This is a genomic window from Brevibacterium sanguinis, assembly GCF_039528855.1.
Classification (GTDB): domain Bacteria; phylum Actinomycetota; class Actinomycetes; order Actinomycetales; family Brevibacteriaceae; genus Brevibacterium; species Brevibacterium sanguinis.
The window spans coordinates 128,844-155,590 of the sequence record NZ_BAAAMB010000006.1 but is presented as its reverse complement, the minus strand read 5'-3'; the positions used below and the strand labels follow the sequence as shown (position 1 = coordinate 155,590).

Below are 26,747 nucleotides of genomic sequence, written 5' to 3'. Positions count from 1 at the left end.
TCGAGGAAGACGAGCCGGGGCCGGGCGATGAGCGTCATCGCGAGGTCGAGTCTGCGGCGCATGCCGCCGGAGTACGTCGATGCCTGCTGTCGACTCGCGGGACCGAGGTCGAAGCGCTCGAGCATCTCGTCGACCCGCGCCTTCTGCTCCGCTGCCGGAAGGTGGGCGAGGGCAGCGACGAGGGCGAGGTTCTCCCGGCCGGTGAGCAGACCGTCGACGGCGGAGAACTGCCCGGTCAGACCGATGAGCGGGCGCACATCGGCCCCTGCGGACACGACGTCACGACCGAACACCTCGGCGCGTCCGCTGTCGGGGCGCTGCAGTGTGGAGAGGATGTTCACCGTCGTCGTCTTCCCGGCCCCGTTGGGACCGAGCAGGGCGAGGACTTCGCCGCGGGCGACCTCGAGGTCGATGCCTGCCAGGACGGTCTTGTCGCCGTAGGCCTTCCGCAGGTCTCTGACGCTGATGGCAGGTCTGGTGGTCGGTGTGGTTCCGGATTCGGTGGCGAGATCCGACATGGGATCCTCCTTGTTCTCATGGTCTTCTGTGGGCCGGCGGCGGTGCGCCGACCTGTTTTCGGGCGCACGACGCCACGCCCGGTCGCTTGACCTGGTGCGCTGTGATGATGTGCCGCGACAGCGGCTGATGCGTTCGACCTCGGGGAGGTCGGCGGGTTACTGGGCGCGGTCGATGATGATGTCGCCGAACTTCGTGTGCGCGCGGACTTCGACGGGCAGTTCGTCGCCGAGCGGTCCGGAGTCGGTTTCGAGGTCGGTGCGCACGACGCCGTTCTTCGAGTCCGCGTCGATCCACACCGGCGCGCCGGCCGCGACGCCGACCTCGATGGTGCCGAACGACGATTCGAGATCGAGGCGGCCACTGCCGGCCCGGCGCACCCGCACGGAGCCGTGCCCCGAGGCGGCCCTGACATCGCCGTCGACACCGTCGAGGCTGATGGTGCCGGTCGCGGTGGCGAGCTCTCCCGTGCCGGCGAACTCGCCGACGCGGATCGACCCGTGAGCCGACCTGATGTGCGCCTCCCCGCCGATCCGTCCGAGCTGGGCATCCCCGGAGGTGAGTCGGACATCGACGCCGTCGGTCACCTCGTCGACCGAGAGGCTTCCCGCGCTGACTTTCGCCGTGAGTGACACCATGGTGTCACCAGTGACGTCGCCGGCGGAGGCCTTCACCCTCACGGCGCCCACGTGGTTGCGCAGCCGGATGGATCCCGCACCGATCGCCACGTCGAGGTCGGTCCCGGTGGGGACCTCGAGCCGGACATCGGCCGAGCCCTTGCCGCCGAGGAGGAGCCGCTTCTCCCCGACGATGCCGAGAGTGCCATCGCCCTCGGTGACGGAGATCCGCTCAGCGGCCTCGCGGTCGACGGCGCGGTCGGGGTTCGTCGGTTCGATCGTGACGTCGACGCCGTCGCGCTCACCGGCGGTGACGAGGAGAGCGCCGGCCGGGATGTCGACGGTGATCGCCGGTCGTGTCATGGTCGTGTACTGAGTCATCGCATCCATCCTGAGATTCTGCTGGTTCGGGTTCGCTCGGTGCCGCGAGTGTCGAGACCTGCGGCGACGGCACGGACGAGCCATGCGTTGAGCGAGATGCCCTCGGCCTTCGCCGCCTGCTCCGCGCGCGCCTTGATCGAGTCGGGCAGCCGCAGCGTCGTCCGCGAGGTGCTGGCGTCGTCGAGGTCGACGGGAACGTCGGCGGCGGCCTGTTCAGCCCCCGGCTGCGCGATCGTCGCATCGCCCTCGTCTCCCCGAGGCGCGGGCAGCCCATCGACGACGAAGTCGATGTCGCGCCCCCGGAGGCGGACATCGATGACGGCCGGGGCGATCGCCGAGGTGAGTTCCGCACTGGCATCGGTGAGCGCATCGAGAATCGTCACGCGCGCCGCAGGTTCGAGGGCGGTGACGAGTCGCTCGGCGACATCGCGAGTGGTGTCATCGCCGGCTGCGGCTGCGGCGGTGAGCTGGTTCTGAAGCTGCTCGACATGGCGCGTGATGTTCATGGATCCATGATGACACCATTATGGTGTCATATGCAAGGCCGATGACACCAGAAATTTCTCGGTGCGCAACGACAGTTGTCGCGTAGCATGGCGAAGATGAGTCCCCAACGATCGCAGCTGGCAGACACCCTCCATCGTCTCGACGGCAAGAGCTACGGCAACTACAAGCAGATCACCGGGCAGTACACGTTCGGCCCGGTCACCCTCATCGTCGATCGCGTCCAGGTCGATCCCTTCGCCTCTCCGTCGAAGGTGCGTGTGCGCGTCAGCCGCGCCGATGCCGGGTTCCCCGCGGATCTCACGACCGGCCGCCTCGATCGGATCGCCGCCTCCGACTACCTCCTGCGGGTGGGCAATGGTGTCATCCGGCGCGACCACGGGCGGTCGATCAACCTCGGCCGTCCGGGCCAGGAAGTGCTCGAACGGACGAACGTCATCATCGACGATGACGGCTTCGAGGCCCGCCTGCTCGTCAATCTGCCGGCCCGCGGACGCCGCATCCTCGGTCATCAGGCCGCCGACACCGTCACCCGCGACGTCATCGATCTCGCCCGGGCGATGTTCCTCTACGACAACATCGACGGCCAGGCGCTGGCCGACCACGTGCAGCTCCTGCGCGATCAGACGGAGCTGCGGGACCGCCTCGGCGAGGATGACCTGGTCGGGTTCGTCGGCAACGGCGCGCTCCTGCCCCGCCGCTCGGGTGATTCGGATCGGCCCATGGACGCTGCGGCGGCCGTGCCCTTCCGCAGCCCGGCAAGTCTCGAGCGCACGTTCGACCTGACGAGCGGACGCCAAGTCACGGGCATGGCGATCCCCCGTGGTGTCACCGTCATCGTCGGCGGCGGGTACCACGGCAAATCGACGATTCTGCGCGCGCTCGAGCGCGGCGTCTATCCGCACGTCGCCGGTGACGGGCGGGAATGGGTCATCACCGAGCCGACGGCCACCGCGATCCGGGCCGAGGACGGACGCGCAGTGACCGGTGACGACATCTCACCGTTCATCAACAATCTGCCATCCGGCACGGACACGAGATTCTTCTCGACGACGAACGCCAGCGGATCGACCTCACAGGCGGCCAACCTCGTCGAAGCCGTCGAGGCGAGCGCGCATTCCCTCCTCATCGACGAGGACACCTCGGCGACGAACTTCATGATCCGCGATGAGCGGATGCGCGCGCTCATCCCCGCCGACCGGGAGCCGATCACCCCGTTCGTCGACCGGGTCCGACCCCTGTTCGGGGAGCGCGAGGTCTCCACGGTGCTCGTCGCCGGCGGGTCGAGTGCGTTCTTCGAGGTCGCCGACCTCGTCATCGCGATGAATGCCTACGTGCCCGCCGACGTCACGCAGCAGGCCCACGAACTCGTCGGCGTCACGCCTGATCAGCTGGCCATCGAGAGCTCGGATGCCGGGCCCGATGTCTTCGGCGATCCGCCGCCGCGGATCCCCACGGCCGATGCCCTCCATCCCGCGGGGAAGACGAAGACGGCGAAGGCGAAGGGGCTCGACCTCATCCAGTTCGGGAAGAGCTTCATCGACCTCGCCGCCGTCTCCCAGCTCGTCGACCCCGAACAGACGAACGGCATCGCCGAGTCGCTCGAGTACATGGCGAGGATCTTCGACGGGAAGGTCTCCGTCGTCGAGGCGCTCGCGGAGATCGAGGCGATGCTCGACGCGCAGGGCATCGACGGCCTCACCGGGCACCGGAGGCATCCCGGTCACGTCGCCCGGCCGCGCGCACAGGAGATGGCCGCCGCGCTCAACCGCTACCGGGGGCTCAGCCTCATCCCCGAGTGAGGGGCCGCGGCCGCCTCGCCCTCACCCATTGAGCAGCGCGGCGAGTTCCGCCGTCGTCGTCACCGGCAGCGAGCAGACCGTGCCACGACACACGATCGCCGCCCCCTCGGGCACGGGGATCTCGTCCCCGTCGGGCCCGGGCACACCGGTCGAGTCGGTGAGGAGGGTGACCGCGGGGTGCTTCGCGGCGAACGTGAGCAGAGCGTCGTCGCGACTGGCGACCCGGACCGGAGCGAGGGCGCGTTCGGCCTGCCACAGCGCATGCCCGGCTCCGCGCGGCGCCCGACCGGCCAGCGCCCGGTAGACCCCGAGCAGACGATCGCGCACATCGATCGCCTGACTGCTCGTGAGCGTTCCCTCGGCCTGACCGACGCTCGGTTCTTCCTCGCCGAGGCGGCCCCGAGCAGGGGTGCCGCCGTCAACTCCCAGCTCGCCGATCAGCAGCATCGCCTCCGCAGCGGCCGCGCGCCCCGAGGGCGTGGCGTTGTCGACGGGATCGGATCCGCGCACGCCGAGGATGTCGTCGGCTTCAGCATCGAAGACCTCGAGCGTCTCGACCGCCTCTCCCCGGCCGCCCGAAGCACCTGCATCGACCTCCGGTGCCGCGCGCCCGGCCTCCGCCTCGGTGTCCCAGTTCGTGAACCTCCGCAGCATTTCGGTGCCGAGCTCGGCGAGCCCGGCCGGAGTGAGAAGGGTGTCGTCGAGTCCGACACCGGTGTCGGCGCGATTGCCGGCACCCTCGGCGAGGCCCGCGCTGCGCAGCTGCAGCACGGTGGCACCGGCGACGATCATCTGCGCCCAGTCCGTCAGCCCCGCCGCCCCCGGGCCCGGATCGGCACCCGTGAAGCTGCGCCGCACCGGCAGGTCGCCAACGCCGGGGATCACGATCTCGGCGGGTTCGGACTCGATATCGCCGGACCCGGTGATGAAGCGGTTGACCATCGACTCCCAGAAGATCGTCGCGACGCTCCCCCACGCCGTCGACGCCGCACTCGGATGGGAGTAGAGGGCCGCCTCGGCGAGTGCGGTGACGGCGAGCGCATTCCATTCGGTGATCGTCTTCTCATCCCTGGCCGGCTGGGGCCGCGCGTCGAGGAGCGTCCGCAGCGCTGTGACCTGCGCCTGCGTCGCCTCGGTCGCCCACGGTGCGGGATGGTCGGCGTCGAAGGGCACGTCGTCCATGCCGAGCCAGTCGACGATCCGCGGTGCCGCGACGACGAGGCCGGGCAGGTCTGCGCCCGCCGGGGAATCGACGAGCTGGAGCACTCCCGCCCCACCCACCTCGGCGAATTCGTCGTGCGTGACGACGTAGGCAGCCCCCTCTTCGAGCCGCCCGTCGGCGCCGGGCGAATCGGCGTCGAGGGCGGCGATGAACCGGTCCCCAGCAGAGAGGTCGGCGATCATGAAATCGGCGGTGTCAGCGAGCTCCCGCTCGGCAAGCGCGAGCCACTTCGATGCCGGGTTGAGGGCGCGTTCGACCTCGGCCCAGCGCACGACTGCCCGCAGGTAGAGAGCGTTGTCGTAGAGCATCTTCTCGAAGTGCGGGACGAACCACTGCCGGTCGACGCTGTAGCGGGCGATGCCGCCGCGCACCTGGTCGCGCATGCCGCCGGAGGCGATGTGGGCGAAGGTGCTGCGGGCGGCGATGAGGCAGTCGAGAGCGAGGTCGCCGGTGAGATGGCCGTCGGCGCCGAGGACGGCGAGCCCCTCCGTCTCCTTCGCCGAGGTGGTTCCGCCGTGGCGGACGAACGTCGCGAGCAGGTGCATGAGGTTCATCGACGGCGGGAACTTCGGCGCAGTGCCGAACCCGCCCCACGCCGGATCATAGGAGTCGAGCAGCGCCGAGGCGGCGGCGTCGAGCTCCTCGGGCGTCAGGGCCTCGGCAGCCGCCTCGGCGGGGATCGCATCGGTGACGGCGGTGGCCATGTCGGCCAGGCCGCGGTCCATGCGCTGGGACATCCCGGTCACCTCGGCGCGGCGGTCCGTCCACGTCTGGGACACCGCGTCGAGGACCTGCGTGAACGAGGGGACGTTGCCGCGCGGGGACGGCGGGAAGTACGTGCCGGCGTAGAACGGGCTGCCGGTCGGGGTCGCGAAGATCGTCATCGGCCAGCCGCCCTGCCCGCGCATCGCCTGGAGGGCGTTCATGTAGTGGGAGTCGACGTCGGGCAGCTCTTCGCGGTCGATCTTGATGGGGAGGAATCCGGCGTTGATGATCTCGGCGACGGCGGGATCCTCGAAGGACTCGTGGGCCATGACGTGACACCAGTGGCAGGTGGAGTAGCCGATTGAGATGAGGAGGGGGATGTCGCGGCGGGCCGCCTCGGCGAGGGACTCCTTCGTCCACATCCGCCAGTCGACGGGATTGTCGGCGTGGGCACGGAGGTACGGGCTCGTCGATGCGGCAAGTTCGTTGGCCATGTCTCCACCCTCTCACTTCGCGCCGGAGACCGCGAGGGGGCGACTTCGAGACTCTTGAGGTCGCATCGCGGCATTCACTGTCGCTCCGCCGCCAACTCTTCTACACTCTGTAGAAAAGCGCGGCGATGGCGAGCGATTCCGACGTCCCGCCGCCCGCGCCGAAGGGAAGGCAACGCGATGAACGCTGATCCGAATATGGTCCTCGACGCGGACGAAGCCTGGGAGAGCCTGCGCAGCACGACGATCGGCTGCCTCGCCGTCATCGTCGGCGAGGGCGAGGACCTCCACCCGGAGATCTTCCCCGTCAACTACGCTCTCGAGCATTCGTCGATCGTCTTCCGCTCCGGGGAGGGCACGAAGATCGACGCGATCCACGACCACCCGCAGGTGGCCTTCGAGGTCGACGGCTTCGACCCTGAGGCCGGGGAGGCGTGGAGCGTCGTCGTCAAGGGCACGGCGAAGCCGATCAACCGCACCGATGAGCTGCTCGACACGATCTCCCTCGACGTCACCCCGTGGCAGGCGGGGAAGAAGAATCGGTTCGTGCGCATCCTCGCCGAGGAGGTCTCCGGCCGCCGCTTCCCCGTGACCGAGCCCGGAACCTGGGATTCTCCGCTGACGGGCACCCAGCGCGCCCCTCGGGAGTGAGGTGCCCTCATCTCATGCGACGAAGGCCCCCGGAGTCACGCCCAGAGTCCGCCGGAAATGCCTGGTGAGGTGTGACTGGTCATGGAACCCCACCGCCGTGGCCACCTCGGTGGGCGTGAGGCCGGCGAGCAGGAGCCGACGAGCGCGATCGACCCGGCGCCCGACGACGTACTGGTGCGGGGCGATGCCGTAGGCGTTGGTGAAGACACGGACGAGGTGACTGCGGTTGGCTCCGAATTCGGCAGCCGCCTCGGCGATGGTGACGGTCTCAGCCAGACGATCATCGAGCATGTCACGGAGCCGCCGGGCGAGCGGAACGTCAGCGGGCACATCGGTCGGGGACTGCAGCCGACCAAGCACGAGGTCACGCAGCGCCAGCACCCCGCATTCGGCGGCGAGCACATCCGCCGGGTGACCCAGTGACGCGTGGATCTCCTCGACGGCGGAGAGGACGTCGGCGCCGATCAGCGTCGGCGAGTCCGCCGCAGCGCCGACTGTATCCTCCGGCAGCCAGTCCGACTCCAGGTAGAGGACGCGCTTGCGAAACGCGCACTCCGGTATCGCCGACCTCCCGTCATGGGGCACCTGCGGCGGAAGCAGGGTGATGGCGGCCGGAGTGGCGAGGTGGTCATGGCGGTCGAGATCGTAGGTCACGGCGCCGTCGTCAACGAGCAGAACCGCCCACGAATCGTGGGTGTGCGACGGGTAGGCGTGGTGCTCGAACCGGGCATGGAGGACCTCCTGCACGAGCGGCACCGGCGGGTGCCAAGCACGGATCACCTCGGCCATGCAACAAATGTACAAGACCGGGACATCGTCGCGCGTGGAGTCTGGAGGCATGGACACCATCGATACCCTGCATCCGAGACCGACCGACCACAGCGCCGAGGCGACCGCACCCGAGCCGTCGAACGCCCCGGAGACGGCGGTGCGCTTCGATACGAAGGTCGTCGTCGTCCTCCGTGACGACCTGCTGCCCTGGCAAGAGCTCAACGTCACCGCGTTCCTCATCTCCGGAGTCGCGACGAACACGGACGACCTCGTCGGAGACCGCTACCGAGACGCCGACGGCAACGACTATCTGCCCATGCTGCGCCAACCCGTCATGGTCATGACCGCGGACGCTTCACGGCTCGCCTCGATCCGCACCAAAGCCGTCAACCGCGGCATTCCGCTCGCCGTCTACACGGAAGAGCTGTTCGCCACCGGCCATGACGCCGCTAACCGCGCCGCCGTCGCTTCCGTCGCCGCCGTCGACCTCAATCTCGTCGGCGTTGCCCTGCACGGACCGAAGAACGCCGTCGACCGCACGGTCAAGGGCGCACGCATGCACCCGTGACGTTGCCGAGACGCCTCCTCGGCGAGGAGCGCCGTGAGACGATAGCCGCATGGCTGAGACTTCCCCGACCCGAACGCGGCTGCCGTCGAGTCGGATCGCACCTCTCCTCGCTGCGTTCGCCATCCACCTCATCGCGTGGACGGCGTTCTGCTCGCTCAAGACGGCAACGCTCAGCTCCGACCTCGGGGCATGGTCGGGGTATGCGCTCTGTGCCTTCGCGCTGATCGCCCTGGTCGCCGCCGTCCTCATCGTTCGCCGCGAACCGCCGCTGCCGCGAATCATCGTCACCGTCGTCATCGTCGCCGCGTACGGGATCTCCGGAATCGCCGAGGCGGCCTACAGCTTGGTTCCAGCATCTCAGGACAGTTGGGTGTGGACCATCGGGCAGCCGTTCCCGTACGCGGCGACGCTCATCGTTCCCTTCCTCATTGCAGCCGCCGTCCTCCGCCGAGCTCACGAATCGGCAACGGCCGACCGACGCGCGGTGCCGAATCAGCCCGTGCCAGCGAACCGGGCGAGTGGGTTGACCCTCATCGCCACCGTGCTCGTGCTCGTCTTCAGTCCGTTTCTCTCTTCGATGATGGCAACGGCCTTCGACTGGGACTCGTCTGGGATCGCACTCTCGGCGCTGGTGTCCGCGGTCGCGTTCCTCGGACTTCTCGTCGCCATCGTCGCCCTCAGGGCCTACGAGAAGTTCCCACCGGGAGGCACCGCGACGACGATCTACCGCATCGCCGGGTTCGTCGCACTCGTCTGCGGCATGCATCTGTGCATCCTCGCCACGGCGACGCGATTCGACACGATCGGCACCGGCATCGGCGACATCCTGCTTCTGCTCTGCGCGCTCGCCGGCTACGTCATCGGCGCGACGTACCTCGGCATCGTCGGGCCCCAGCTGCGCAGCAGACTCGCGACCGCATCGCCCAACCGCTTCATTCCCTGAGCCGCTGCGTCACATAGACTCCCGGCGCTTGTGCATAAATCTGTGCGCCCGGCTACAGCTCCTCGACGACCTCGACGAGGACGTCGGGCACGTTCGTGATGATGCCGTCGGCACCGTTCTCGATCGCCGTCTCCATGTCGGGCACGGCGTCGATCGTCCACACGAGGCTCGACATGCCGAGCTCGTGGATGAGCGTGAGGTACTCGGCGTCGGCGTCGACGTACTCGGGGTTGATCTGATCGACCCACGCGGCGAAGTCCCGCAGCTGCTCGGGCGTCGGACGGCCGAGGAGCCCGACGGGCACCTCGGGAGCGAGCTCGTGGAACTCGCGGACGAAGTCCCAGTCGGCGGACTGGACGACGAGCAGCCCCGCGGCCAGCGACCGGTCGAGGTAGTCGGGCACGTTGTCGCAGGCGGCCACGATCGCCTCGGCGATCCCGGGGTAGAGCTCGGGATGCTTGACCTCGAGGAGCAGCCCGGTGCGCGTCGTATGGACGAGGGCGAGCACCTCGGCGAGGGTCGGCACCTGCAGACCGACGAATGCCTCGTGCTTCCAGCTGCCCGCGTCGAGCCGGGCGATCTCGGCAGCGGTCATCTGGGAGACGTGGGTGTCGGCGCGGTCGGGGAAGACCGTGCGCACATCGGTCGTGCGATCGAACGTGATGTCGTGGACGACGACGAGTTCGCCGTCGGCGCTCATGTGGACGTCGACCTCGATCATGTCCGCGCCCTGGTCGATGCCGGCGACGAACGCCGGGATCGTGTTCTCCGGCCACCCCTGCGACGCGCCGCGGTGCGCGATGACGAGCGGCGGGACCGGGGTCCTGACGCCGCCTGCGGGAGGATGGGTGAGAACGGTGATCGGCATGGTGGGTACTCCTTATGGGGATGTTCGCCGAGGCGGTGCCGGTGGAGCCGTCAACGTGTTACCTCAAGGGCGATTGCGGATTATCCTAGGCGCTGCGGGCAATGCCCGGGTGTTGTCAGGGTTGCGTGCCGGTGAATCCGGGATCGGAGTCGGCTGATTTCCGTCGGGAGTTCGCTGTGCACGGATCTGCCCCAGGGAACCCCGCGCTGAGTGCCTCGGTGCGCGGTGACGGCGAACCGCCTCGGTGCGGGACAGGAGGGCGAACGCGACAGGGTGCGTGGGCGCACGAATGCTGAACCGGCGGATCCGCGAGCATCAGGCTCAGCGGCGGGCGCGCGACGAACGGTCCTCAACGAGACTCCTCCACAGGGGAACGGGCGATTGCGGCCCAGGGAGCAGGAATCCCAGTCAGCGTCGTCGGCACGGTACAGGTCTTTCGAAGTGCGGCAGATCACAGGAATAGTACCACGTCTGAAGTGGGGTGGACGCGGTCGCGGCGAACCGCCTCGGCGATGCAATCCCTCTTGCCGCACTGCGCACGCCCCTGCCGCGCACCCGATGATGTGAGTGGTGGCACAATGAGTTGTGAAAACGCACAACACCGCACAAGCATTGGAACGATCGGCATGTCCCTCGAAGACCTCATCGCATTCGTCAATGACCGACTCGGGTGGGTGCTCATCGTCGTCCTCATCGGCGTCGCCCTCTACCTGAGCATCCGCACCGGCATGGTCCAGCTGCGACTGCTGCCGGAGATGTTCCGCGTCATTGGCGAGAGCCCCGGCAGCAACAAGGACGGCACGAAGTCGATCTCGTCGTTCAAGGCGTTCTGGATCTCCGCCGCCTCCCGCGTGGGCACCGGCAACATCGCCGGCATCGCCCTGGCGATCTCCATCGGCGGCCCGGGAGCCGTCTTCTGGATGTGGCTCATGGCGATCTTCGGTGCCGCCACCGCCTTCGTCGAGTCGACGCTCGGCCAGCTCTACAAGGTCAAGGACAAGGACTCCTACCGCGGCGGCCCCGCCTACTACATGAGCGTGGGACTGAAGAAGCCGCTGATGGGAGCGTTCTTCGCCGTCATCATCACGGTCACCTACGGCCTCGTCTTCAATTCGCTGCAGGCGAACTCGATCGTCGACGCCACGGCCACGAGCCTCAACATCGACACCACGCAGAGCTTCTGGCTGCCCGTCGGCCTCGGCATCTTCCTCGCGCTCGTCACCGGGGCGGTCTTCCTCGGCGGAGTGCAGCGGATCTCGGCCTGGTCCTCGGTCATCGTCCCGGTCATGGCCGTCGCGTACCTCTTCCTCGGTGTTCTCGTCGTCGCGATGAACATCACCGAGGTGCCCGACATGATCATGCTCATCATCAGGAACGCGTTCGGCATCGAATCCGTCGTCGGCGGCGGCATCGGCATCGTCATCCTCCAGGGCATCCGCCGCGGTCTCTTCTCCAACGAGGCCGGCATGGGTTCGGTGCCCAACGCCGCCGCCACCTCGTCGGTCTCCCACCCGGCCAAGCAGGGCCTCGTGCAGAGCCTCGGGGTCTACTTCGACACGATCCTCGTCTGCTCGATCACCGCGTTCATCGTCCTGCTCTCCAACCCCGTCTACGACGAGGCGCAGGGTGCGTCGCTGACGCAGACCGCGCTGGCCTCCCAGCTGGGTTCGTGGGCGGTCCACTTCCTCACCGTGGCGATCTTCCTCTTCGCGTTCTCCTCGATCCTCGGCAACTACTACTACGGCGAGGCGAACATCTCCTACCTGTTCAAGAAGAACGCGCGTCCGGCGATCATCATCTACCGGATCATCGTCATGGCCGCCGTGTTCACCGGCTCGGTCATCGCCCTGCCGCTCGCGTGGTCCGCAGCCGACGTGTTCATGTCGGTCATGGCGCTGACGAACCTCGTCGCCGTCTTCCTCCTCGGCGGGATCGCGCTCAAGGTGCTGAAGAACTACACGAACCAGCGCAAGCAGGGCCTCGAGCCGGTCTTCAACCGCGACGACCTGCCCGGCGTCGACGGCATCGACGCCTGGGACGGCTCCGACGAGGTCACCACCCGCGCCTACTGGGACGCGAAGAAGGACGCCAAGAAGGCAGCGAAGACCCAGTGAGGCGAGGGGCCGCGGGGGGGCGGGCTCAACCAGCCTCCCCCGCGCCTCTCGGTTCAACCTCGGCATCGAATTGGCCAGTCTGATCTGAGATGGACAGGTAAATATGTGTCCATCTCAGATCAGACTGGCCATTTTCGTGGGTAGGGCCCGGCCGTGAGGCCGAGCAGAGAGTTCGAGCCGCCGGTTCGCAGGGTTGGGCTCACTTCAGTTTGAGGGGCTCACGCCAAAACGTGAGCCCCTCAAACTGAAGGGAGCCGCAGTCGGTCGAGACGCCAGCAGGTCGGCCTGATGCCACCGGCGGGGAAGCCAACTGGCCGTCCGACCGCGCCCCCGGACGCCAGCAGGCCGCCCGCCCGCCGCTCAGACCGCGGCGGTCTCCTCGATGATGAGCGGGTAGACGCCGTTCTCGTCGTGGACTTCGCGGCCGGTGACCGGCGGGTTGAACACGCAGGCCATGCGCAGCTCGGTGTTCGCGACGACGGTGTGCTTCTCGTGCCCGTCGAGCAGGTACATCGTCCCGTCGGTGAGCGGGTACGTCTTGCCCGTCTCCTCGTCGGTGAGCGTGCCGTCGCCCTGCACGCAGTACACGGCTTCGATGTGGTTCTGGTAGTGGAACGTCGAGCGCGTGCCCGCGTAGATGACCGTGTCGTGGAAGGAGAATCCGACTCCCTCCCGGCCGAGCACCATCCGCCGACTCCGCCACGTCTCCGACTGGACGTCCCGGTCGGTTCCGTTGAGGTCATCGCGATTGACTACGTACATATCGTGTCCCTTCGTATCGTCAGTGGGGTGGTCTCCCTGAACTCCTCGCCGAGGCTGCCCACCCCGTTCTCGCCGAGGCGGTCCCTCGGCAGACGGCCCCCTCCCCCCGCGTCGAGCGAGGCGCCGGCGAGGCTCAGGCCATCGCCGGCGTCGCGGCCGGGGCGACCTTGAGCACGGCGGCTTCGAGAATGTCGAGTCCGGCGGTGAGATCGTGTTCGGTGATCGTCAGCGGCGGCATGATCTTCACGACCTCGTCGCGCGGGCCCGAGGTCTCGATGAGGAGGCCGGTGGCGAAGGCCTCGGCGGCGATCTTCCCGGCAGCCTCCGAGTCGTCGAAGAGCAGCCCGGCGAGCAGACCGCGTCCCCGCACCGTCGCTCCCTCGGCCTTCGCGGCGATGGCGTCGAGGCGCTGATGGAGGTGGGCGATCGTCTCGGCGAGTTCGTTCTGGAACGCGTTGTCGGCCCAGAAGGTCTTCAGCGCAGCGGTCGCGGTGACGAACGCGGGGTTGTTGCCGCGGAAGGTGCCGTTGTGCTCGCCAGGCTCCCACGCGTCGAGTTCGGGGCGGAAGAGGGTGAGCGCCATCGGCAGTCCCGACCCGGAGATCGACTTCGACAGGCAGACGATGTCGGGTTCGATGCCGGCGTCTTCGAAGCTGAAGAACGTGCCGGTGCGACCGCAGCCAGCCTGGACGTCGTCGACGATGAGGAGGATGTCGTGCTTCTTGCACAGCGCCGAGAGCTCCCGCAGCCATTCGGCCCGAGCCGCCCGCACGCCGCCTTCGCCCTGGACCGTCTCGACGATGATCGCCGCCGGCTTGTCGACTCCGGAGCCCGAGTCCTCGAGGACCTTCTCGAGCCAGAGGAAGTCGGGGGTCTCCCCGTCGAAGTAGTCGTCGTAGGGGATCTTCGAGCTGTTCGTCAGCGGGATGCCCGCACCCTCGCGCTTCATCGAATTGCCGGTCACCGACAGCGACCCGAGGGTCATGCCGTGGAACGCGTTCGTGAACGAGAGCAGGTGCTGGCGACCGGTGACCTTGCGGGCGAGCTTGAGCGCCACCTCGACGGTGTTCGTCCCCGTCGGTCCGGGGAACATCACCGTGTAGTCGAGTCCCCGCGGCTCGAGGATGAGCTTCTCGAACGTCTCGAGGAACTCCCGCTTGGCCGGGGTCTTCATGTCGAGCGAATGGAGCACGGCACCGGACTGGAGGTATTCGACAAGCGGGTTCATCAGCGCCGGGTTGTTGTGCCCGTAGTTGAGGGCACCGGCCCCGGAGAAGAAATCGAGGTACTCGTTGCCGTCCTCGTCCCACTGCCGCGGGCCCTGGGCCTTGGCGAAGGTCGCCGGCCACGAACGCGAGTAGCCGCGCACCGCGGATTCGCGGGTCTCGAAGATGTCAGGGGTGGTCGTCGTGGTGTCAGTCATCGCATGATTCCTTTCGACATGGTGCAGATTCGACTGCGGATGCAGGGCGCGCCTGCGAGGTGCAGAGCTGAGCTGGTCAGCCTGCGGGTGCGGACCCGCCCGTACGGGTTCCGCGGGAGATCGTCCGTTGAGAGCTGGAGTCGAGCAGACAAAGGAACGCCCCGTACTCCATCAGAGGAGGGGCCGGTCCCGACTCGCGCTCAGAGCGGGGCGATCTCGTAGAGGTATTCGGTGTCGTGGCCGTCCGGGTAGAGGTCCGGGGTGAACAGCGGGCGCCGGTCGAGCCCGGCTCCGCGCTGCTCGGCGAACGCCTGGAACAGGCGGTTCGAGGCCGCGTTGTCGTCGGTGATCGTCGTCTCCAGCCGCAGCGCTCCGGTCCGGTCGGCGAGCGCGTGCAGCATCGTCGAGGCCAGACCGCGTCCGCGGAACGCCTCGGAGACGGCGACCTGCCAGATCATCAGGGTGTCCGGGTTGTCCGGACGGGTGTAGCCCGTGACGAACCCTGCGGGTTCGCCGTCGATCCAGGCGATCGCCGAGGTGTCCGCGAAGTCACGACACCACAGCAGGTACGAGTAGGAGGAGTTGAGATCGAGCACGGCCGAGTCCTTCGCCAGCCGCCACAGATGCTGTCCGTCCTCGAGCGAGGGAGGGCGGACGTCGGTTTCCGTCTTCGGTTGAGCGAGTGCGTTTCTCACGCCCACAAACCTAACGAGATGAGCATGAGCGTCAATCTCACTTCGGCGATTTCACCCCGATTCCGCACCCGCAGCGCGGGGGTGGGGATAAGAACCTCGCCGAGGCGGTCCCGGGGTTTCCCCGTGGCATCTCTGGGGATCGTCGTGCTCACCACTACGGCTGCGTGGCGAAGCACCCTTCGTTATCCGTTCGTTACATTTCACAAGACGTGGAACACGAGTTCCAGCCGAATGAGGAACGGCGATCCGCCGACCGAGACGTTGCAGTCCCGTCCACGGTCACCCCACCGAGGTTGTTGCCCCCGCGCCACCGGCCGTCCTCAGCACGCCGCCCGCAGCCCGATGCCCTCGGCGCGCTGCCCTCAGCGCTCTGTCCTCAGCACTCGACGACGTTGACGGCGAGCCCGCCGAGCGCGGTCTCCTTGTACTTCGAGGACATGTCGGCACCTGTCTGGCGCATCGTCTCGATGACCTCGTCGAGGCTGTACCCCTGTGGCCGCCTTTCGGGTGTCCGGATTCCGTGAATTGCGCGGTCAACTTCACCTGGTCGCGTAGAGAGGCGTTCCGGAATCGTCGCGAGAATGCCGGTGGCCACGAAGCCCACGTGCTTGGCAACAACGGCATTGACGTCGACTCCCCGGACTCGAGGACTTCGTCGCATTGAAGAAGTCCGAGCTCGATTCTCTCCGCGAGAACACGGCGGGGCCGCCAACTTCGACCGCTCCGTCGTTTACGGCGACGGTCGAGAAGACAACGTCGCTCAGGTGGTGCACTCCGGTGCACTCGATAGCCAGAATCCGGTTCGGGTCGAAGCCGCGACCCGCCAGCTCATAGACTGCTCACCCGCGATAGGGCCAGCTGAGCGACGACTGTCCTTCCGAGCGCGAGCCCTGCGTCCGGCGTTACCCTCTTCCGCACGAATTCAGCTTCCGGCTGTACCGGCTCGCAGGCCCGCAACGATGAACTCCCTGAGGTGCTCTAAGCGATGAACGGCGTCGCTTTCGCCGCCACCGAGCGCGCGCGCCCGGTCATCGGAATTGGACATGATCAGTGCCCCGACCGAGAAGAGATAGTCCCACCGAACGAACGACTTTGGTTTCCCGGGCAGAACCGCTCCCAGCGCCTCGATGAACTCTGCGGCCATCGGATCGAAGAGGTCCGCGATGATGCCGCGCTCGTAAGCGCGCGGATCCGCGGCCTCACGCAGGACAAGCTTGAGATACCGCTCCTTCCGGACTCCTTCCTCGGCGGCATCGCCGATAACGAGAAAGGCATCGACGATCTCCTCCAGTGCTTGGGGCGCTGCAAGATCGACCTCCCGCAGCCGCTCCCGGCGCAGCTCATTGAGGTGTTGATGTTCCTCGAAGACCGCCCGGTAGAGATTGAGCTTTGTCGTGAAGTGGTAGGTGAGCAGCGCAAGCTTGAGGTCCGCGTCGTCGGCAATCATCCGCATTGTCGCACGGTCGTAGCCGAAGTCGGCGAAGATCTTCTCAGCACTTTGGAGAGCGAGGTCCTTGCGATTCACTGCAGCCATTGACCCAGTGTCTCATCTGAGAGGAGACACCCATGCGCAGGTACTGAACCGTCGCCGAGGCGATTCCCTAAGTGGCTCCCATCCCTGCATTGCCGGCGTCGCTGAATCGCCCTACCCCGCTCCCCCTAACCCTGTTCAGGCAGCGGCGGCTGCTTCCACGGGATCCGCCGCGCTTCGGGAATCGGGTGGAGTTCGGGTCCGGCGACGACTTGATTGCTGATCGTGCCGATGTCCTCAACGGTCATCGTCACGGTGTCGCCCACACCGATGGCCGGCAGCACATCCTGTCCGTACCATCCCCAGAATTCGGCGAGGCAGCCCCCACCGGCGGTGCCGCTGCCGATGAGATCCCCCTGTCGCACCCAGGTCCCTCGGCTTGCGTAGGCGACGAGCTCGGCGAACGACCACGCCATGTTCGCCAGCGAATCGGCGGCGATCGGCGTGCCGTTGACGGCGACGTCCATGCGCAGATCGAAGCGATCACCTTGACGCCGAGGTGCGAGTTCGCCGAGCGAGACGACCACCGGACCGACCGTGGTCGCCGTGTCCTTGCCCTTCGTTGGCCCCAGCCCGACCTTCATCTCACGCGTTTGCAAATCACGGGCCGACCAGTCGTTGAACACGGTGAATCCGAAGATGTGGTCCCACGCCTCGTCGACACTGAGGTTAAAGCCGTCGCGGCTGATCACCGCGGCAACCTCGAGTTCGAAGTCCAGACGCTCACTGCCCGGCGGCATCGGCACCGGGTGCCCCGAGCCGATGAGCGCGTGCGGGTTCGTGAAGTAGAAGACCGGTGCTTCGAACCAGGCTGACGGGATGTCGCTCGTGCCTGAGACCGCCCGCAGCGAACCCGCCGTGTGCTGTTCGAATGTGATGAAGTCCCTTACCGAAGCGACTGGCACCGGCACCTCGAACGGCTCGCCTGCGTCGACCTGAACCGAACGGTCGAACGCGAGGGCTGATTCCGCATCCGGGTCGAGCAGCATGCGCGGGTCGAGACCACGCTCAAGCGGTGCAAAGCTGCCGAGGTTGCCCCCACCAGATTCGGCTTGACTGGTCCCGGCACCGCTGGGGTCAAACCGGCCGAACCGGCGCTGACCACCGACGATCATCGATGCCAACCTCATTCTCCGCCTCCTTCCACGATCGCCACTGCTCGGGTCCACCCCGCCGATGCCGCATCGATCTTCACCGGGAAGCACGAGATGCGGAAGCCGAAGGGCGGCAACGATTCGAGGTTGTGCAGCTTCTCGATGTGGCAGTAGCCGATCTCCCGGCCGGCCTTGTGACCTTCCCAGATGACACTCGGATCGCCGTCCTCGGCAAAGCGGGCGGCAGTGAAGACGAACGGCGCATCCCAGCTCCACGCGTCGGTCCCGGTGACGCGAACACCCTGGCGCAGCAGGTGCAGGGTCGCTTCTCGTCCGATGCCGCAGCCCTTCGACACGTAGTCCTCCGCACCGTAGCGGACGCCCGCCGAAGTGTTGATGACGACGATATCGAGCGGTTTGATCTTATATCCGATCCTCTCCAACTCGGCGTCGATGTCGTCGGGGGTGACGACGTAGCCGTCGTCGAAGTGCCGGAAGTCGAGCTTGACTCCGTCCTGGAAGCACCACTCCAGCGGCACCTCGTCGATGGTGATAGCACGCTGACCGTCGTCCATCGTCGTCGCGAAGTGGTAGGGAGCGTCGAGGTGCGTGCCGGTGTGGGTGCTCGCCTCGATCTTCTCGATCGCCCAACCCTCACCGTCGGGCAAATCCTCTGTCGAGGCGCCGGGGAAGAAAGCGACTACATCGTCGGCCGACTGTTGGTGGTCGATGTAGGTGATCTTCGGCTCGTAACCGGGCGGGTCGGAGGCGATTCCCGCGGTGAGAGCGACGGAGAGGTCGATGATCTCGGGCATTGTCAGCCTTTCTGCAGTGCGGTCGCGGGCGCATCCTGTGCGCGGTTGTGGTCGTTGGGGATCTTGGGGAGGAAGAGCACAAGGACGGAGGCGATGAGGAAGAGTCCGCCGCTGATGACCAGTCCTGCCGCCAACGAGGCGACGGCCGCGATGGCGCCGAAGATCATCGGGGCAAAGGCCGAGATTCCCCGTCCGACATTGAAGCAGAATCCGGCGCCGGTGGCCCGCATCCGGGTCGAATAGAGGCTGCCGAGGTAGGGGCCGAAGAGGCCGGCGAACGTCATGAAGAATGCATAGAGCGGCCCGAGCCACAGCAGCGCGGACTGATCGGTGACGAGGCCGTAGACCGGCATGAGCACTCCCGCGCCAAGCAGCGAGGCGACCAGCGCGGACCGCTTGCCCACCTTGTCGGCGAGCCAGCCGAAGACGAGATAGCCGACGAACATTCCCAGGTTGAGCCAGGTCATGTACTGCCCGACCGCCTTCGCGTCGAGTCCGCGTTCGAGCTCGAGATAGCTCGGCAGCCAGGTGGTCACCCCGTAGTAGCTGATGAAGGCCAGGGCCGCGACGCAGCTGGCGATGATGGTGATCCGCAACTGCGGACCAGTGAAGATCTCACCGATCGCCGCAGTCTCCTGACCGCCTGGTTCCGCGGCAGCCTTCTGACGATCGGTGCGCCAGACCGCGGATTCGACGAAGAGGAAGACGATGATGAGCAGGGGCAGGATTCCGCCGAGGCCGGCGATGAGGAAGAGGAGGCGCCAGTCGGGGAGGAGCAGACCGCTCAGCTGGGCGGCGACGAGCGCGCCGAATGGAAACGCGGAGAGGACGAAGGTGACGGCGATTCCCCGGCGTTCCGGCGGCCATGCCTCGTGGACGAACGCGGAGAGGATGCTCCACACACCGCCAAGGCCGATCCCGGCGAAGAACCGCAGCACGAGGAATACTGCGTAGCTCGGTGCGAGGGCGACAGCACTGGTGAGCACGACGAAGATCGTCAGGCACACGATGAGCGCGGTCTTGCGCCCCCTGGCATCGGCGAGCCAGCCCATGAGCGGGCCGCCCACACCCATGCCGAGCAGCGTCGCAGTCGCCAGCAGTCCAGCCTGGAACGGTTCGAGGCCGAACTCCTGAGAGACGGCAGGAATGGCGAACGAGAGGATCGAGATCTCGAGGGCATCGAAGAGGTAGACGATGAATGAGCCGAAGAGCACGACCCATTTGTAAGAAGAATGCATCATTGAGTCCTTCTGTGGAAGAAAGTTCTCCAACTGTACGTACGTCCAGTTTAGAAGTCAATATCCTCCCGAGGGGTGCGGTATTCGCGTCGAGGCTGCCGCCCCGTTTGTGCTCACAGAACCGAGGCCGACGGTGCGAATCGGCTCCATCTCCTTGGTTCTGTGACCACAAACGACAGGCGGACGCCCCCGCGCTACCGGCCGTCCTCAGCACGCCGCCCGCAAGTCCGCTGCCCTCAACTCGCTGCTCTCAGCGCTCTGTCCTCAGCATTCAACGACGTTGACGGCCAACCCGCCGAGCGCGGTCTCCTTGTACTTCGAGGACATGTCGGCACCGGTCTGGCGCATCGTCTCGATGACCTCGTCGAGGCTGACTCGGTGCTGGCCGTCGCCCCACAGCGCCATCCGGGAGGCGTTGATCGCCTTGCCCGCGGCGATCGCGTTGCGTTCGATGCACGGGACCTGGACGAGTCCGGCGATCGGGTCGCAGGTCAGCCCGAGGTTGTGCTCCATCGCGATCTCCGCGGCGTTCTCGACCTGTTCCGGGGTGCCTCCCATGACCGCGGCCAATCCCCCGGCGGCCATCGACGAGGCTGATCCGACCTCGCCCTGGCAGCCCACCTCGGCGCCGGAGATCGAGGCCCGCTCCTTGTAGAGGACGCCGATCGCGGCGGCCGTGAGAAGGAACGTCATGATCGCGTCGTGCTTGGCGGCCTCTCCCCCGGCGGTCACCTCGTCGACGTAGTTGAGCGCGTAGTGGAGGACGGCGGGGATGATGCCGGCCGCGCCGTTCGTCGGGGCGGTGACGACCCGACCGCCCGAGGCGTTCTCCTCGTTGACGGCCATCGCGACGAGGTTGACCCATTCGAGGTAGAACTTCGGATCGCGGTCGGGATCCTCGGCCTTGAGCTTGAGGTACCAGTCGTGGGCGCGTCGGCGCACCTTGAGCCCGCCCGGCAGGTGACCCGACCGGTCGAGCGAGTTCGACGCGCACTCCTCCATGACGGAGTAGATGTGGAGGAGGCCGTGGCGGATCTCGTCCTCGTCGCGCATCGTCCGCTCGTTGGCGAGCATCAGCTCGGCGATCGACAGCTCATTGGTCCGGCACTGCTCGAGGAGTTCGACGCCGGAGTGGAACGGGAAGGGCAGCTCCTCGCTCGCGGCTTCGAGTTCGGCGTCGACGACCGCCTCGGCGACGGCGAACTCCTGATCCTCATCGGCATTCGACGGGTCATCGGGATCGTCGTCGAACCCCTCATCGGCATCGTCGGCGTCCTCGACGTAGAGCGAATCGTCGGTGAGCGCCGCGGCGCCCTCGTCGGCGGCCGCCTCGGCGAGCGCGGTCTCGGTGGACACGAGCGCCTCGGCGGCCTGCTCCTTCTCGACGAACTCGGTCTCCGAGGTGACGAAGCCGCCGCCGACGGAGTAGTAGGTCTCCTCGGCCAGGGTCTGACCCGCCTCGTCGAAGACGGTCAGGGTGAGGGCGTTCGTGTGACGCGGCAGCACGGTCAGCGGGCGTTTGACCATGTCAGCCTCGGTGAACTCGAGTTCGACGCCGTTGCCGGTCGAGTCGCCGAGGATGATCTCACCGGTCTCGGCCATGCGGGTGCGGCGGGCGGTGAGTTCGTTGCCGTCGACGGCGTCGGGGCGGCAGCCCTCGAGGCCGAGGAGGATCGCGTCGAAGGTGCCGTGGCCGGCGCCGGTCGCGGCGAGCGAGCCGAAGACGTCGACGCGCAGGCTCGCGACGGAGTCGAGGTCATCGCCGATGAGATCGAGGAAGCTCACGGCCGCGCGCATCGGGCCGACGGTGTGCGAGCTCGAGGGGCCGATGCCGACGGTGAAGAGATCGAAGACGCTCAGTGGCATGGTGGGTCCACCGTTTCTTGAGGAGGGAGCATTCGTGACAGGGAAGAAGGGGCGGGACGGGAGGGGATGACGGGTGAGGGGAGGGCGTTTCGGACAGACGACAGGGTCGGTCCCATCCGGACTTCTTCGGATATGACCGACCCCGTCGGTATGTCACACTGCTGAGCCACCAACGCCGTCACCAGCGACGACGAGGCGGCGAGGACGCGTTACAGCGAGTTGTTCTTCGCGTAGCTGTCGGCGTCCATGACGACGCCGACCTCGTCGACGTTGACCTCGAAGAGCCAGCCCTCGCCGTAGGGATCGGAGTTGACGAGACCCGGGGAGTCGAGGACCTTCTCGTTGATCGAGGTGACCTCGCCGCCGACGGGCGAGTAGAGGTCGGAGACCGACTTCGTCGACTCGACCTCACCACAGGTCTCCCCGGCCTTGACGCCGTCGCCGACACTCGGCAGGTTGAGGTAGACGACCTCGCCGAGGGCGTCGGCGGCCACCGCGGTGATGCCGATCTTCACGGTCTGTCCGGCGATGGTGTCGGGACCCTGGTTGACCCATTCGTGTTCGGCGGAGTAGGAGAAGTCCTTCGGAAGTGCTGGCAGATCAGCCATGATCTTCCCTTTCTGCTGTGGGACAGCGGTTGTGGCGAGCAGGTGTGACCAGTGTACGAGTCATCCGGACAAGTCTCACTGGTCGATAAGCATCAGTTTCCCGAACGCTTGTAGAACGGCAGTTCGACCACGGTGAAATCGTGGGACTTGCCCCGGATGTCAACGGCCACCTCGGTGCCGGGAGCACTGAGCTCACGGTCGACGAATGCGAGCGCGATGGGATGGCCGAGCGTCGGCGAGGGCTGCCCCGAGGTCACGACACCCACCTCCGCACCGTCGGAGATGATCGCCGATCCCGACCGCGCGGCGCGCCTGCCTTCGGAGACGAGCCCGACGAGGACGCGGCTGGGCTCGGTCTCCCCGAGCGCGGCGAGTGCCTCGCGGGCGACGAAATCGCCCTTGGACTTGAAGCCGATCATCCGGCCGAGGCCGACGTCGAACGGTGTCGTCGTGAGCGTCAGCTCGTTGCCGTAGAGCGGCATGCCCGCTTCGAGGCGGAGCGAATCGCGGGCGGCGAGGCCCGCGGGCACGAGTCCGTGGCCGGCACCGGCGGTCATCAGCGTGTCCCACAGGCGGGTCGCGGCGATGTTGGGGACGTAGAGTTCGAACCCGTCCTCGCCGGTGTAGCCGGTGCGGGCGAGCACGAGGTCGATGCCGGCGATCGTCACCGGCATCCACGCGTAGTACCCGAGTTCGGCCACAGCCTCGCCGACCGTGCGGGTCTCGGCATCATCGGCTGCATCCGCCGAGGTGGTCCGCGGCCCGAAGGTTCCGTCCGCACCCTTGTCGAGGGCGGTGAGGATGATGTCCTGCGAGTTCGGTCCCTGCACCGCGATGAGGGAGGTGTCCCCGGATTCGTCGACCATGCGCACGTCCGCGCCGGGCTCGACCTCGGTGAGGAACGTCTCGAGACGCTCGGTGAGGGCGGCGACGACGACCGGCGTGTTCGAGGCGTTGGGGACGATGAGGAACTCCTCCTCACCGATCCGGTAGGTGATGAGGTCGTCGAGGAGGTAGCCCTCGGCGTTGACGATGACCCCGTATTTCGCCTTGCCGACCTTCATCGTCGAGTACTTCGCGACGAGCGCGTAGTCGAGGAAGGCCGCGGCACCGGCGCCAGTGACCCGCACCTCGCCCATGTGGGAGAGGTCGAAGATGCCGGCCGCTTCGCGCACGGCGCGGTGTTCGGCGAGTTCGGAGCCGTACTTCAGGGGCATGTCCCAGCCGCCGAAGTCGGTGAAGCTCGCCCCGAGCGCCGCATGCGCATCATGCAGCGGCGTCTCCTTGATCTGGCCGGCTGCCTGGGTGTCGGTCTCTGTCATCACTTCTCCTCGGTGTCGGTGGTCTCGAAGGCCTCCGGCGGAGGGCAGGAGCAGACGAGGTTGCGGTCGCCGTACGCGCCGTCGATGCGGCTGACCGGCGGGAAGTACTTCGTCAGGCGCAGGCCGGGCACGGGGAAGACCGCGGTCTCGCGCGAGTACTTCCCGTCCCAGTCGTCCATGACGACGGTCGCCGGGTGCGGGGCCGCCTTGAGCGGTGACTCCGCGTACGCGTAGTCGGTGCCGATCGCGTCGATCTCGGCGCGGATGGTCCGCATCGCCTCGATGAACCGGTCGAGTTCGACCTTGTCCTCGGACTCGGTCGGTTCGACCATGAGGGTGCCGGGCACGGGGAACGCGAGCGTCGGGGCGTGGAAGCCGAAGTCGATGAGGCGCTTGGCGACATCCTCGGCGGTCACACCGGTCTTCGCGGTGATCTCCCGGAGGTCGAGGATCGTCTCGTGGCCGACGAGCCCGTTCTCACCCGAGTAGAGGACCGGGAAGACGTCGCCGAGCTTCTTCGCGATGTAGTTCGCGCCGAGGAGGGCCGCCCGGGTCGCCTCGCGCAGACCCTCGCCGCCCATGAGCTCGAGGTACGCGAAGCTGATCGGCAGGACTCCGGCCGAGCCGTAGAGCGATCCGGAGACCGGGAGGTCGGTCGTCGACATGTCCCCGGAGACGAGGTCGGGGTTGACCGGGTTGCCGGGCAGGTGCGGGGCGAGGTGCTCGCGGACCGCGACCGGACCGACGCCGGGACCGCCGCCGCCGTGCGGGATGCAGAAGGTCTTGTGGAGGTTGAGGTGGGAGACGTCGCCGCCGAACTCGCCGGGCTTGGCCAGTCCGACGAGGGCGTTGAGGTTCGCCCCGTCGACGTAGACCTGACCGCCGGCGGCGTGGACCTTGTCGCAGACCTCGCGAACCTCGGACTCGAAGACGCCGTGCGTCGACGGGTAGGTGATCATGATCGCGGCCAGGCGGTCGCCGTTCTTCTCGATCTTCGCGTCGAGGTCGTCGAGGTCGATCGACCCGTCCTCGGCGGTCGCGACGACCTGGACCTCGAGTCCGGCGAGCACCGCGGAGGCGGCGTTCGTCCCGTGGGCCGACTGCGGGATGAGGCAGACGGTGCGCTGCGGGTTGCCGCTCTCACGGTGGTAGAGGCGGATCGCCAGCAGGCCCGCGAACTCGCCCTGGGAGCCGGCGTTGGGCTGGAGGGAGACCCGGTCGTAGCCGGTGACCTCGACGAGGGAGTCCTCGAGGCGGCCGATGAGCGTGCGCCATCCCTGGGTCTGCTCGATCGGGGCGAACGGGTGGATCGTCGCGAACTCCGGCCACGTGATCGGCTCCATCTCGATGGCCGAGTTGAGCTTCATCGTGCACGAGCCGAGCGGGATCATCGTCCGGTCGAGTGCGAGGTCGCGGTCGGCCAGGGTGCGCAGGTAGCGCATCATCGACGTCTCGGAGCCGTGCGTGTTGAAGATCGGGTGGGTGAGGAACTCGGTGTCCCGGTGGAGGTCGGCGGCGAACTGCGGGGCCGGGACCTGGTTGGCTCCGAAGGTTCCCGCCGAGGCGGCCTCGTAGTCATCGGCATCGATCCGGGCGATGATGCCGAGGGCCTCGAGCAGGCCGTTGGCATCGGCGACGGTGTGGGATTCGCCGAAGGAGACGCCGACCGTCGTCGGGTCGATGACGCGGATGTTGAAGCCCGCGGCCTCGGCGACGGTGCGGGCCGCCTCGGCGTCGGCGACGCGCAGGGCCACGGTGTCGAAGAACTCCCGGGAGACCACCTCGGCGCCGGGGGCGGTGTCGGCGGCGGTCGCGAACGCCTGCGCGAGGCGGTGGATGCGGGAGGCGATGCGGGTCAGGCCGATGGGGCCGTGGTAGACGGCGTACATCGAGGCGACGTTGGCGAGCAGGGCCTGGGCGGTGCAGATGTTGCTCGTCGCCTTCTCACGGCGGATGTGCTGCTCACGGGTCTGCAGGGCCAGGCGGTACCCGGGCTTGCCCTGGGCGTCCTTCGAGACGCCGACGAGACGGCCGGGCAGCTGGCGCTGGAGGGAGGACTTCACGGCCATGAACGCCGCGTGCGGTCCGCCGAAGAAGAGGGGGACGCCGAAGCGCTGGGCCGAGCCCACGGAGATGTCGGCCCCCTGCGAGGCCGGGTCCTTGAGCAGGGTGAGGGCGAGGAGGTCGGAGTCGAAGGTGACGAGGGCGCCGCGCTCGTGCGCGCCTGCCACTGCGGCGGAGAAGTCGCGGATGACGCCGGTGGTGCCGGGCTGGGCGCAGACGATGCCGAAGACGTCCTCGCCGACGAGTCCCTGGGAGAGGTCGGCGACCGTGACGTTGAAGTCGAGCGCGCGGGCGCGGACGTGGACGTTGGCGATGACCTGCGGGTGGAGCTCGGAGTCGAGGACGACCGTCGAGCCCTTCTTCACGGACCGGCGCATGAGGAGAACCGCTTCGACGACGGCGGTCGCCTCGTCGAGGAGGGAGGCGTTGGCGATGTCGAGGCCGGTGAGGTCCTCGACGACCTGCTGGAAGTTGAGCAGCGCTTCGAGGCGGCCCTGGGAGATCTCCGGCTGGTAGGGGGTGTACGCGGTGTACCAGGCGGGGTTCTCGACGAGGTTGCGGCGAATGACGGCGGGGGTGACCGTGTCGTAGTAGCCCTGGCCGATCATCTGCTTGCGCATGACGTTCTGGGAGGCGAGGTCGCGGAGGTCGGCGAGCACCTCGGTCTCGGTCTTACCGCCGGGCAGATCAAGGCCGTCGATCTGGATGGAGGCGGGGACGGCCGCCTCGGAGAGTGCTTCGAGGGAGTCATAGCCGAGTTCGGCGAGCATCTCCGCGGTGTCGTCGGCGCGGGGTCCGATGTGACGGTCGGAGAACGGTCGCGCCGTGTCTCCCGTGGCCTGCGTGGTGTGGGCGAGTGAACTGGTCATTGCCGTTCTGGTCCTTCGGTCCGGCGCCCTCCGGTGGGAGGACGCACTGAGCGGTGCAGAGTCCTCCCCGATCTGTCGGATCTGCTCTGCAGCGACGCGGTCGCGGGTTGCGCGGCGGCGTGCGGCAGTCCTCCAGATATGCCTGCATTCGGTGGTACTGGGCCTGAGAGTTTCCCGGGGAGGGAATTGCACCTACGGCGCTGCCCTGGCGAGTTCCTTGCGGAGCTCCGGCAGCTCTCCCACGTCATGTCGTAACGGCGTATGAAATTGTCCGCACCCATTGTATGACCCGGAGCACGCGGCGACA

General features: G+C 67.4%; 22 protein-coding genes, 1 pseudogene and 1 riboswitch. Of the genes and pseudogenes, 5 read left to right on the top strand and 18 right to left on the bottom strand.

The window, feature by feature from the left end; all coding sequences use genetic code 11:
• The 3 genes from ABD154_RS07525 to ABD154_RS07515 all read right to left on the bottom strand — a co-directional run.
• On the bottom strand, positions 1-518 hold a 518-nt coding region (locus ABD154_RS07525), incomplete at its 3' end, for an ABC transporter ATP-binding protein (protein WP_344250888.1).
• Between the two features lie 156 nt (positions 519-674).
• Positions 675-1,523, bottom strand: a complete 849-nt coding sequence (locus ABD154_RS07520) for a DUF4097 family beta strand repeat-containing protein (RefSeq protein ID WP_344250886.1) — start codon at positions 1,521-1,523, stop codon at positions 675-677.
• Positions 1,511-2,020, bottom strand: a complete 510-nt coding sequence (locus tag ABD154_RS07515; RefSeq protein ID WP_344250884.1) for a toxin-antitoxin system HicB family antitoxin — start codon at positions 2,018-2,020, stop codon at positions 1,511-1,513. The genes ABD154_RS07520 and ABD154_RS07515 overlap by 13 nt, the downstream gene beginning before the upstream one ends.
• A gap of 96 nt (positions 2,021-2,116) precedes the next feature.
• Here ABD154_RS07515 and ABD154_RS07510 point away from each other — a divergent pair, with 96 nt between their 5' ends.
• Entirely contained in the window at positions 2,117-3,820 is a 1,704-nt protein-coding gene (locus ABD154_RS07510; RefSeq protein ID WP_344250882.1) for an ABC-ATPase domain-containing protein, read from the top strand.
• Between the two features lie 21 nt (positions 3,821-3,841).
• Here the strand turns inward: ABD154_RS07510 and ABD154_RS07505 are convergent, their stop codons facing one another.
• On the bottom strand, positions 3,842-6,241 hold the full coding sequence (locus ABD154_RS07505; protein ID WP_344250880.1) for a thioredoxin domain-containing protein: 2,400 nt from the start codon (positions 6,239-6,241) through the stop codon (positions 3,842-3,844).
• Positions 6,242-6,418: 177 nt separating this feature from the next.
• On the opposite strand from ABD154_RS07505, the gene ABD154_RS07500 reads away from it, so the two are divergent.
• Positions 6,419-6,889 (top strand): pyridoxamine 5'-phosphate oxidase family protein, encoded by a 471-nt coding sequence (locus tag ABD154_RS07500; RefSeq protein ID WP_344250878.1) that lies wholly within the window; start codon positions 6,419-6,421, stop codon positions 6,887-6,889.
• 12 nt (positions 6,890-6,901) lie between these two features.
• Here ABD154_RS07500 and ABD154_RS07495 read toward each other — a convergent pair whose 3' ends face one another.
• Positions 6,902-7,678 (bottom strand): helix-turn-helix transcriptional regulator, encoded by a 777-nt coding sequence (locus tag ABD154_RS07495; protein ID WP_344250876.1) that lies wholly within the window; start codon positions 7,676-7,678, stop codon positions 6,902-6,904.
• A 49-nt stretch (positions 7,679-7,727) separates the two neighbouring features.
• On the opposite strand from ABD154_RS07495, the gene ABD154_RS07490 reads away from it, so the two are divergent.
• Together ABD154_RS07490 and ABD154_RS07485 are read left to right on the top strand one after the other, a co-directional pair.
• Complete coding sequence (locus ABD154_RS07490) at positions 7,728-8,228, top strand: DUF2000 family protein (protein ID WP_344250874.1); 501 nt, start codon at positions 7,728-7,730, stop codon at positions 8,226-8,228.
• 49 nt (positions 8,229-8,277) lie between these two features.
• Complete coding sequence (locus tag ABD154_RS07485) at positions 8,278-9,171, top strand: hypothetical protein (RefSeq protein WP_198500391.1); 894 nt, start codon at positions 8,278-8,280, stop codon at positions 9,169-9,171.
• Positions 9,172-9,223: 52 nt separating this feature from the next.
• Here ABD154_RS07485 and ABD154_RS07480 read toward each other — a convergent pair whose 3' ends face one another.
• Positions 9,224-10,039, bottom strand: coding sequence for a glycerophosphodiester phosphodiesterase (locus tag ABD154_RS07480; RefSeq protein WP_198500390.1), 816 nt, complete (start codon positions 10,037-10,039; stop codon positions 9,224-9,226).
• 626 nt (positions 10,040-10,665) lie between these two features.
• Here ABD154_RS07480 and ABD154_RS07475 point away from each other — a divergent pair.
• Positions 10,666-12,153 (top strand): alanine/glycine:cation symporter family protein, encoded by a 1,488-nt coding sequence (locus tag ABD154_RS07475; protein ID WP_198500389.1) that lies wholly within the window; start codon positions 10,666-10,668, stop codon positions 12,151-12,153.
• Between the two features lie 360 nt (positions 12,154-12,513).
• Here the strand turns inward: ABD154_RS07475 and ABD154_RS07470 are convergent, their stop codons facing one another.
• The 12 genes and pseudogenes from ABD154_RS07470 to gcvP form a co-directional block, all read right to left on the bottom strand.
• On the bottom strand, positions 12,514-12,915 hold the full coding sequence (locus ABD154_RS07470; RefSeq protein WP_198500388.1) for an ectoine synthase: 402 nt from the start codon (positions 12,913-12,915) through the stop codon (positions 12,514-12,516).
• Between the two features lie 133 nt (positions 12,916-13,048).
• Positions 13,049-14,338, bottom strand: coding sequence for a diaminobutyrate--2-oxoglutarate transaminase (ectB, locus tag ABD154_RS07465; RefSeq protein ID WP_344250871.1), 1,290 nt, complete (start codon positions 14,336-14,338; stop codon positions 13,049-13,051).
• A gap of 200 nt (positions 14,339-14,538) precedes the next feature.
• A complete protein-coding gene (ectA, locus tag ABD154_RS07460; RefSeq protein ID WP_282959862.1) occupies positions 14,539-15,033 on the bottom strand; it encodes a diaminobutyrate acetyltransferase in 495 nt (164 codons plus the stop codon).
• A 376-nt stretch (positions 15,034-15,409) separates the two neighbouring features.
• A pseudogene (locus ABD154_RS07455) lies at positions 15,410-15,517 on the bottom strand (L-serine ammonia-lyase, iron-sulfur-dependent, subunit alpha); the annotation flags it as partial.
• Between the two features lie 438 nt (positions 15,518-15,955).
• A complete protein-coding gene (locus tag ABD154_RS07450; RefSeq protein ID WP_198500385.1) occupies positions 15,956-16,567 on the bottom strand; it encodes a TetR/AcrR family transcriptional regulator in 612 nt (203 codons plus the stop codon).
• 125 nt (positions 16,568-16,692) lie between these two features.
• A complete protein-coding gene (locus ABD154_RS07445; protein ID WP_344250868.1) occupies positions 16,693-17,694 on the bottom strand; it encodes a fumarylacetoacetate hydrolase family protein in 1,002 nt (333 codons plus the stop codon).
• Positions 17,691-18,473, bottom strand: coding sequence for a cyclase family protein (locus tag ABD154_RS07440; RefSeq protein ID WP_198500384.1), 783 nt, complete (start codon positions 18,471-18,473; stop codon positions 17,691-17,693). Before ABD154_RS07440 ends, ABD154_RS07445 begins: the two co-directional genes overlap by 4 nt.
• Before the next feature lie 2 nt (positions 18,474-18,475).
• A complete protein-coding gene (locus tag ABD154_RS07435) occupies positions 18,476-19,714 on the bottom strand; it encodes an MFS transporter (protein WP_211978286.1) in 1,239 nt (412 codons plus the stop codon).
• Positions 19,715-19,975: 261 nt separating this feature from the next.
• On the bottom strand, positions 19,976-21,577 hold the full coding sequence (locus ABD154_RS07430) for an L-serine ammonia-lyase (RefSeq protein WP_344250865.1): 1,602 nt from the start codon (positions 21,575-21,577) through the stop codon (positions 19,976-19,978).
• 209 nt (positions 21,578-21,786) lie between these two features.
• Positions 21,787-22,176, bottom strand: a complete 390-nt coding sequence (gcvH, locus tag ABD154_RS07425) for a glycine cleavage system protein GcvH (RefSeq protein WP_137826247.1) — start codon at positions 22,174-22,176, stop codon at positions 21,787-21,789.
• Positions 22,177-22,277: 101 nt separating this feature from the next.
• On the bottom strand, positions 22,278-23,507 hold the full coding sequence (gene gcvT / locus ABD154_RS07420) for a glycine cleavage system aminomethyltransferase GcvT (RefSeq protein WP_344250863.1): 1,230 nt from the start codon (positions 23,505-23,507) through the stop codon (positions 22,278-22,280).
• Positions 23,507-26,440 (bottom strand): aminomethyl-transferring glycine dehydrogenase, encoded by a 2,934-nt coding sequence (gene gcvP / locus ABD154_RS07415; RefSeq protein ID WP_344250861.1) that lies wholly within the window; start codon positions 26,438-26,440, stop codon positions 23,507-23,509. The genes gcvT and gcvP overlap by 1 nt, the downstream gene beginning before the upstream one ends.
• A 142-nt stretch (positions 26,441-26,582) precedes the next feature.
• Positions 26,583-26,692, bottom strand: a riboswitch (glycine riboswitch).
• Positions 26,693-26,747: the final 55 nt, after the last annotated feature.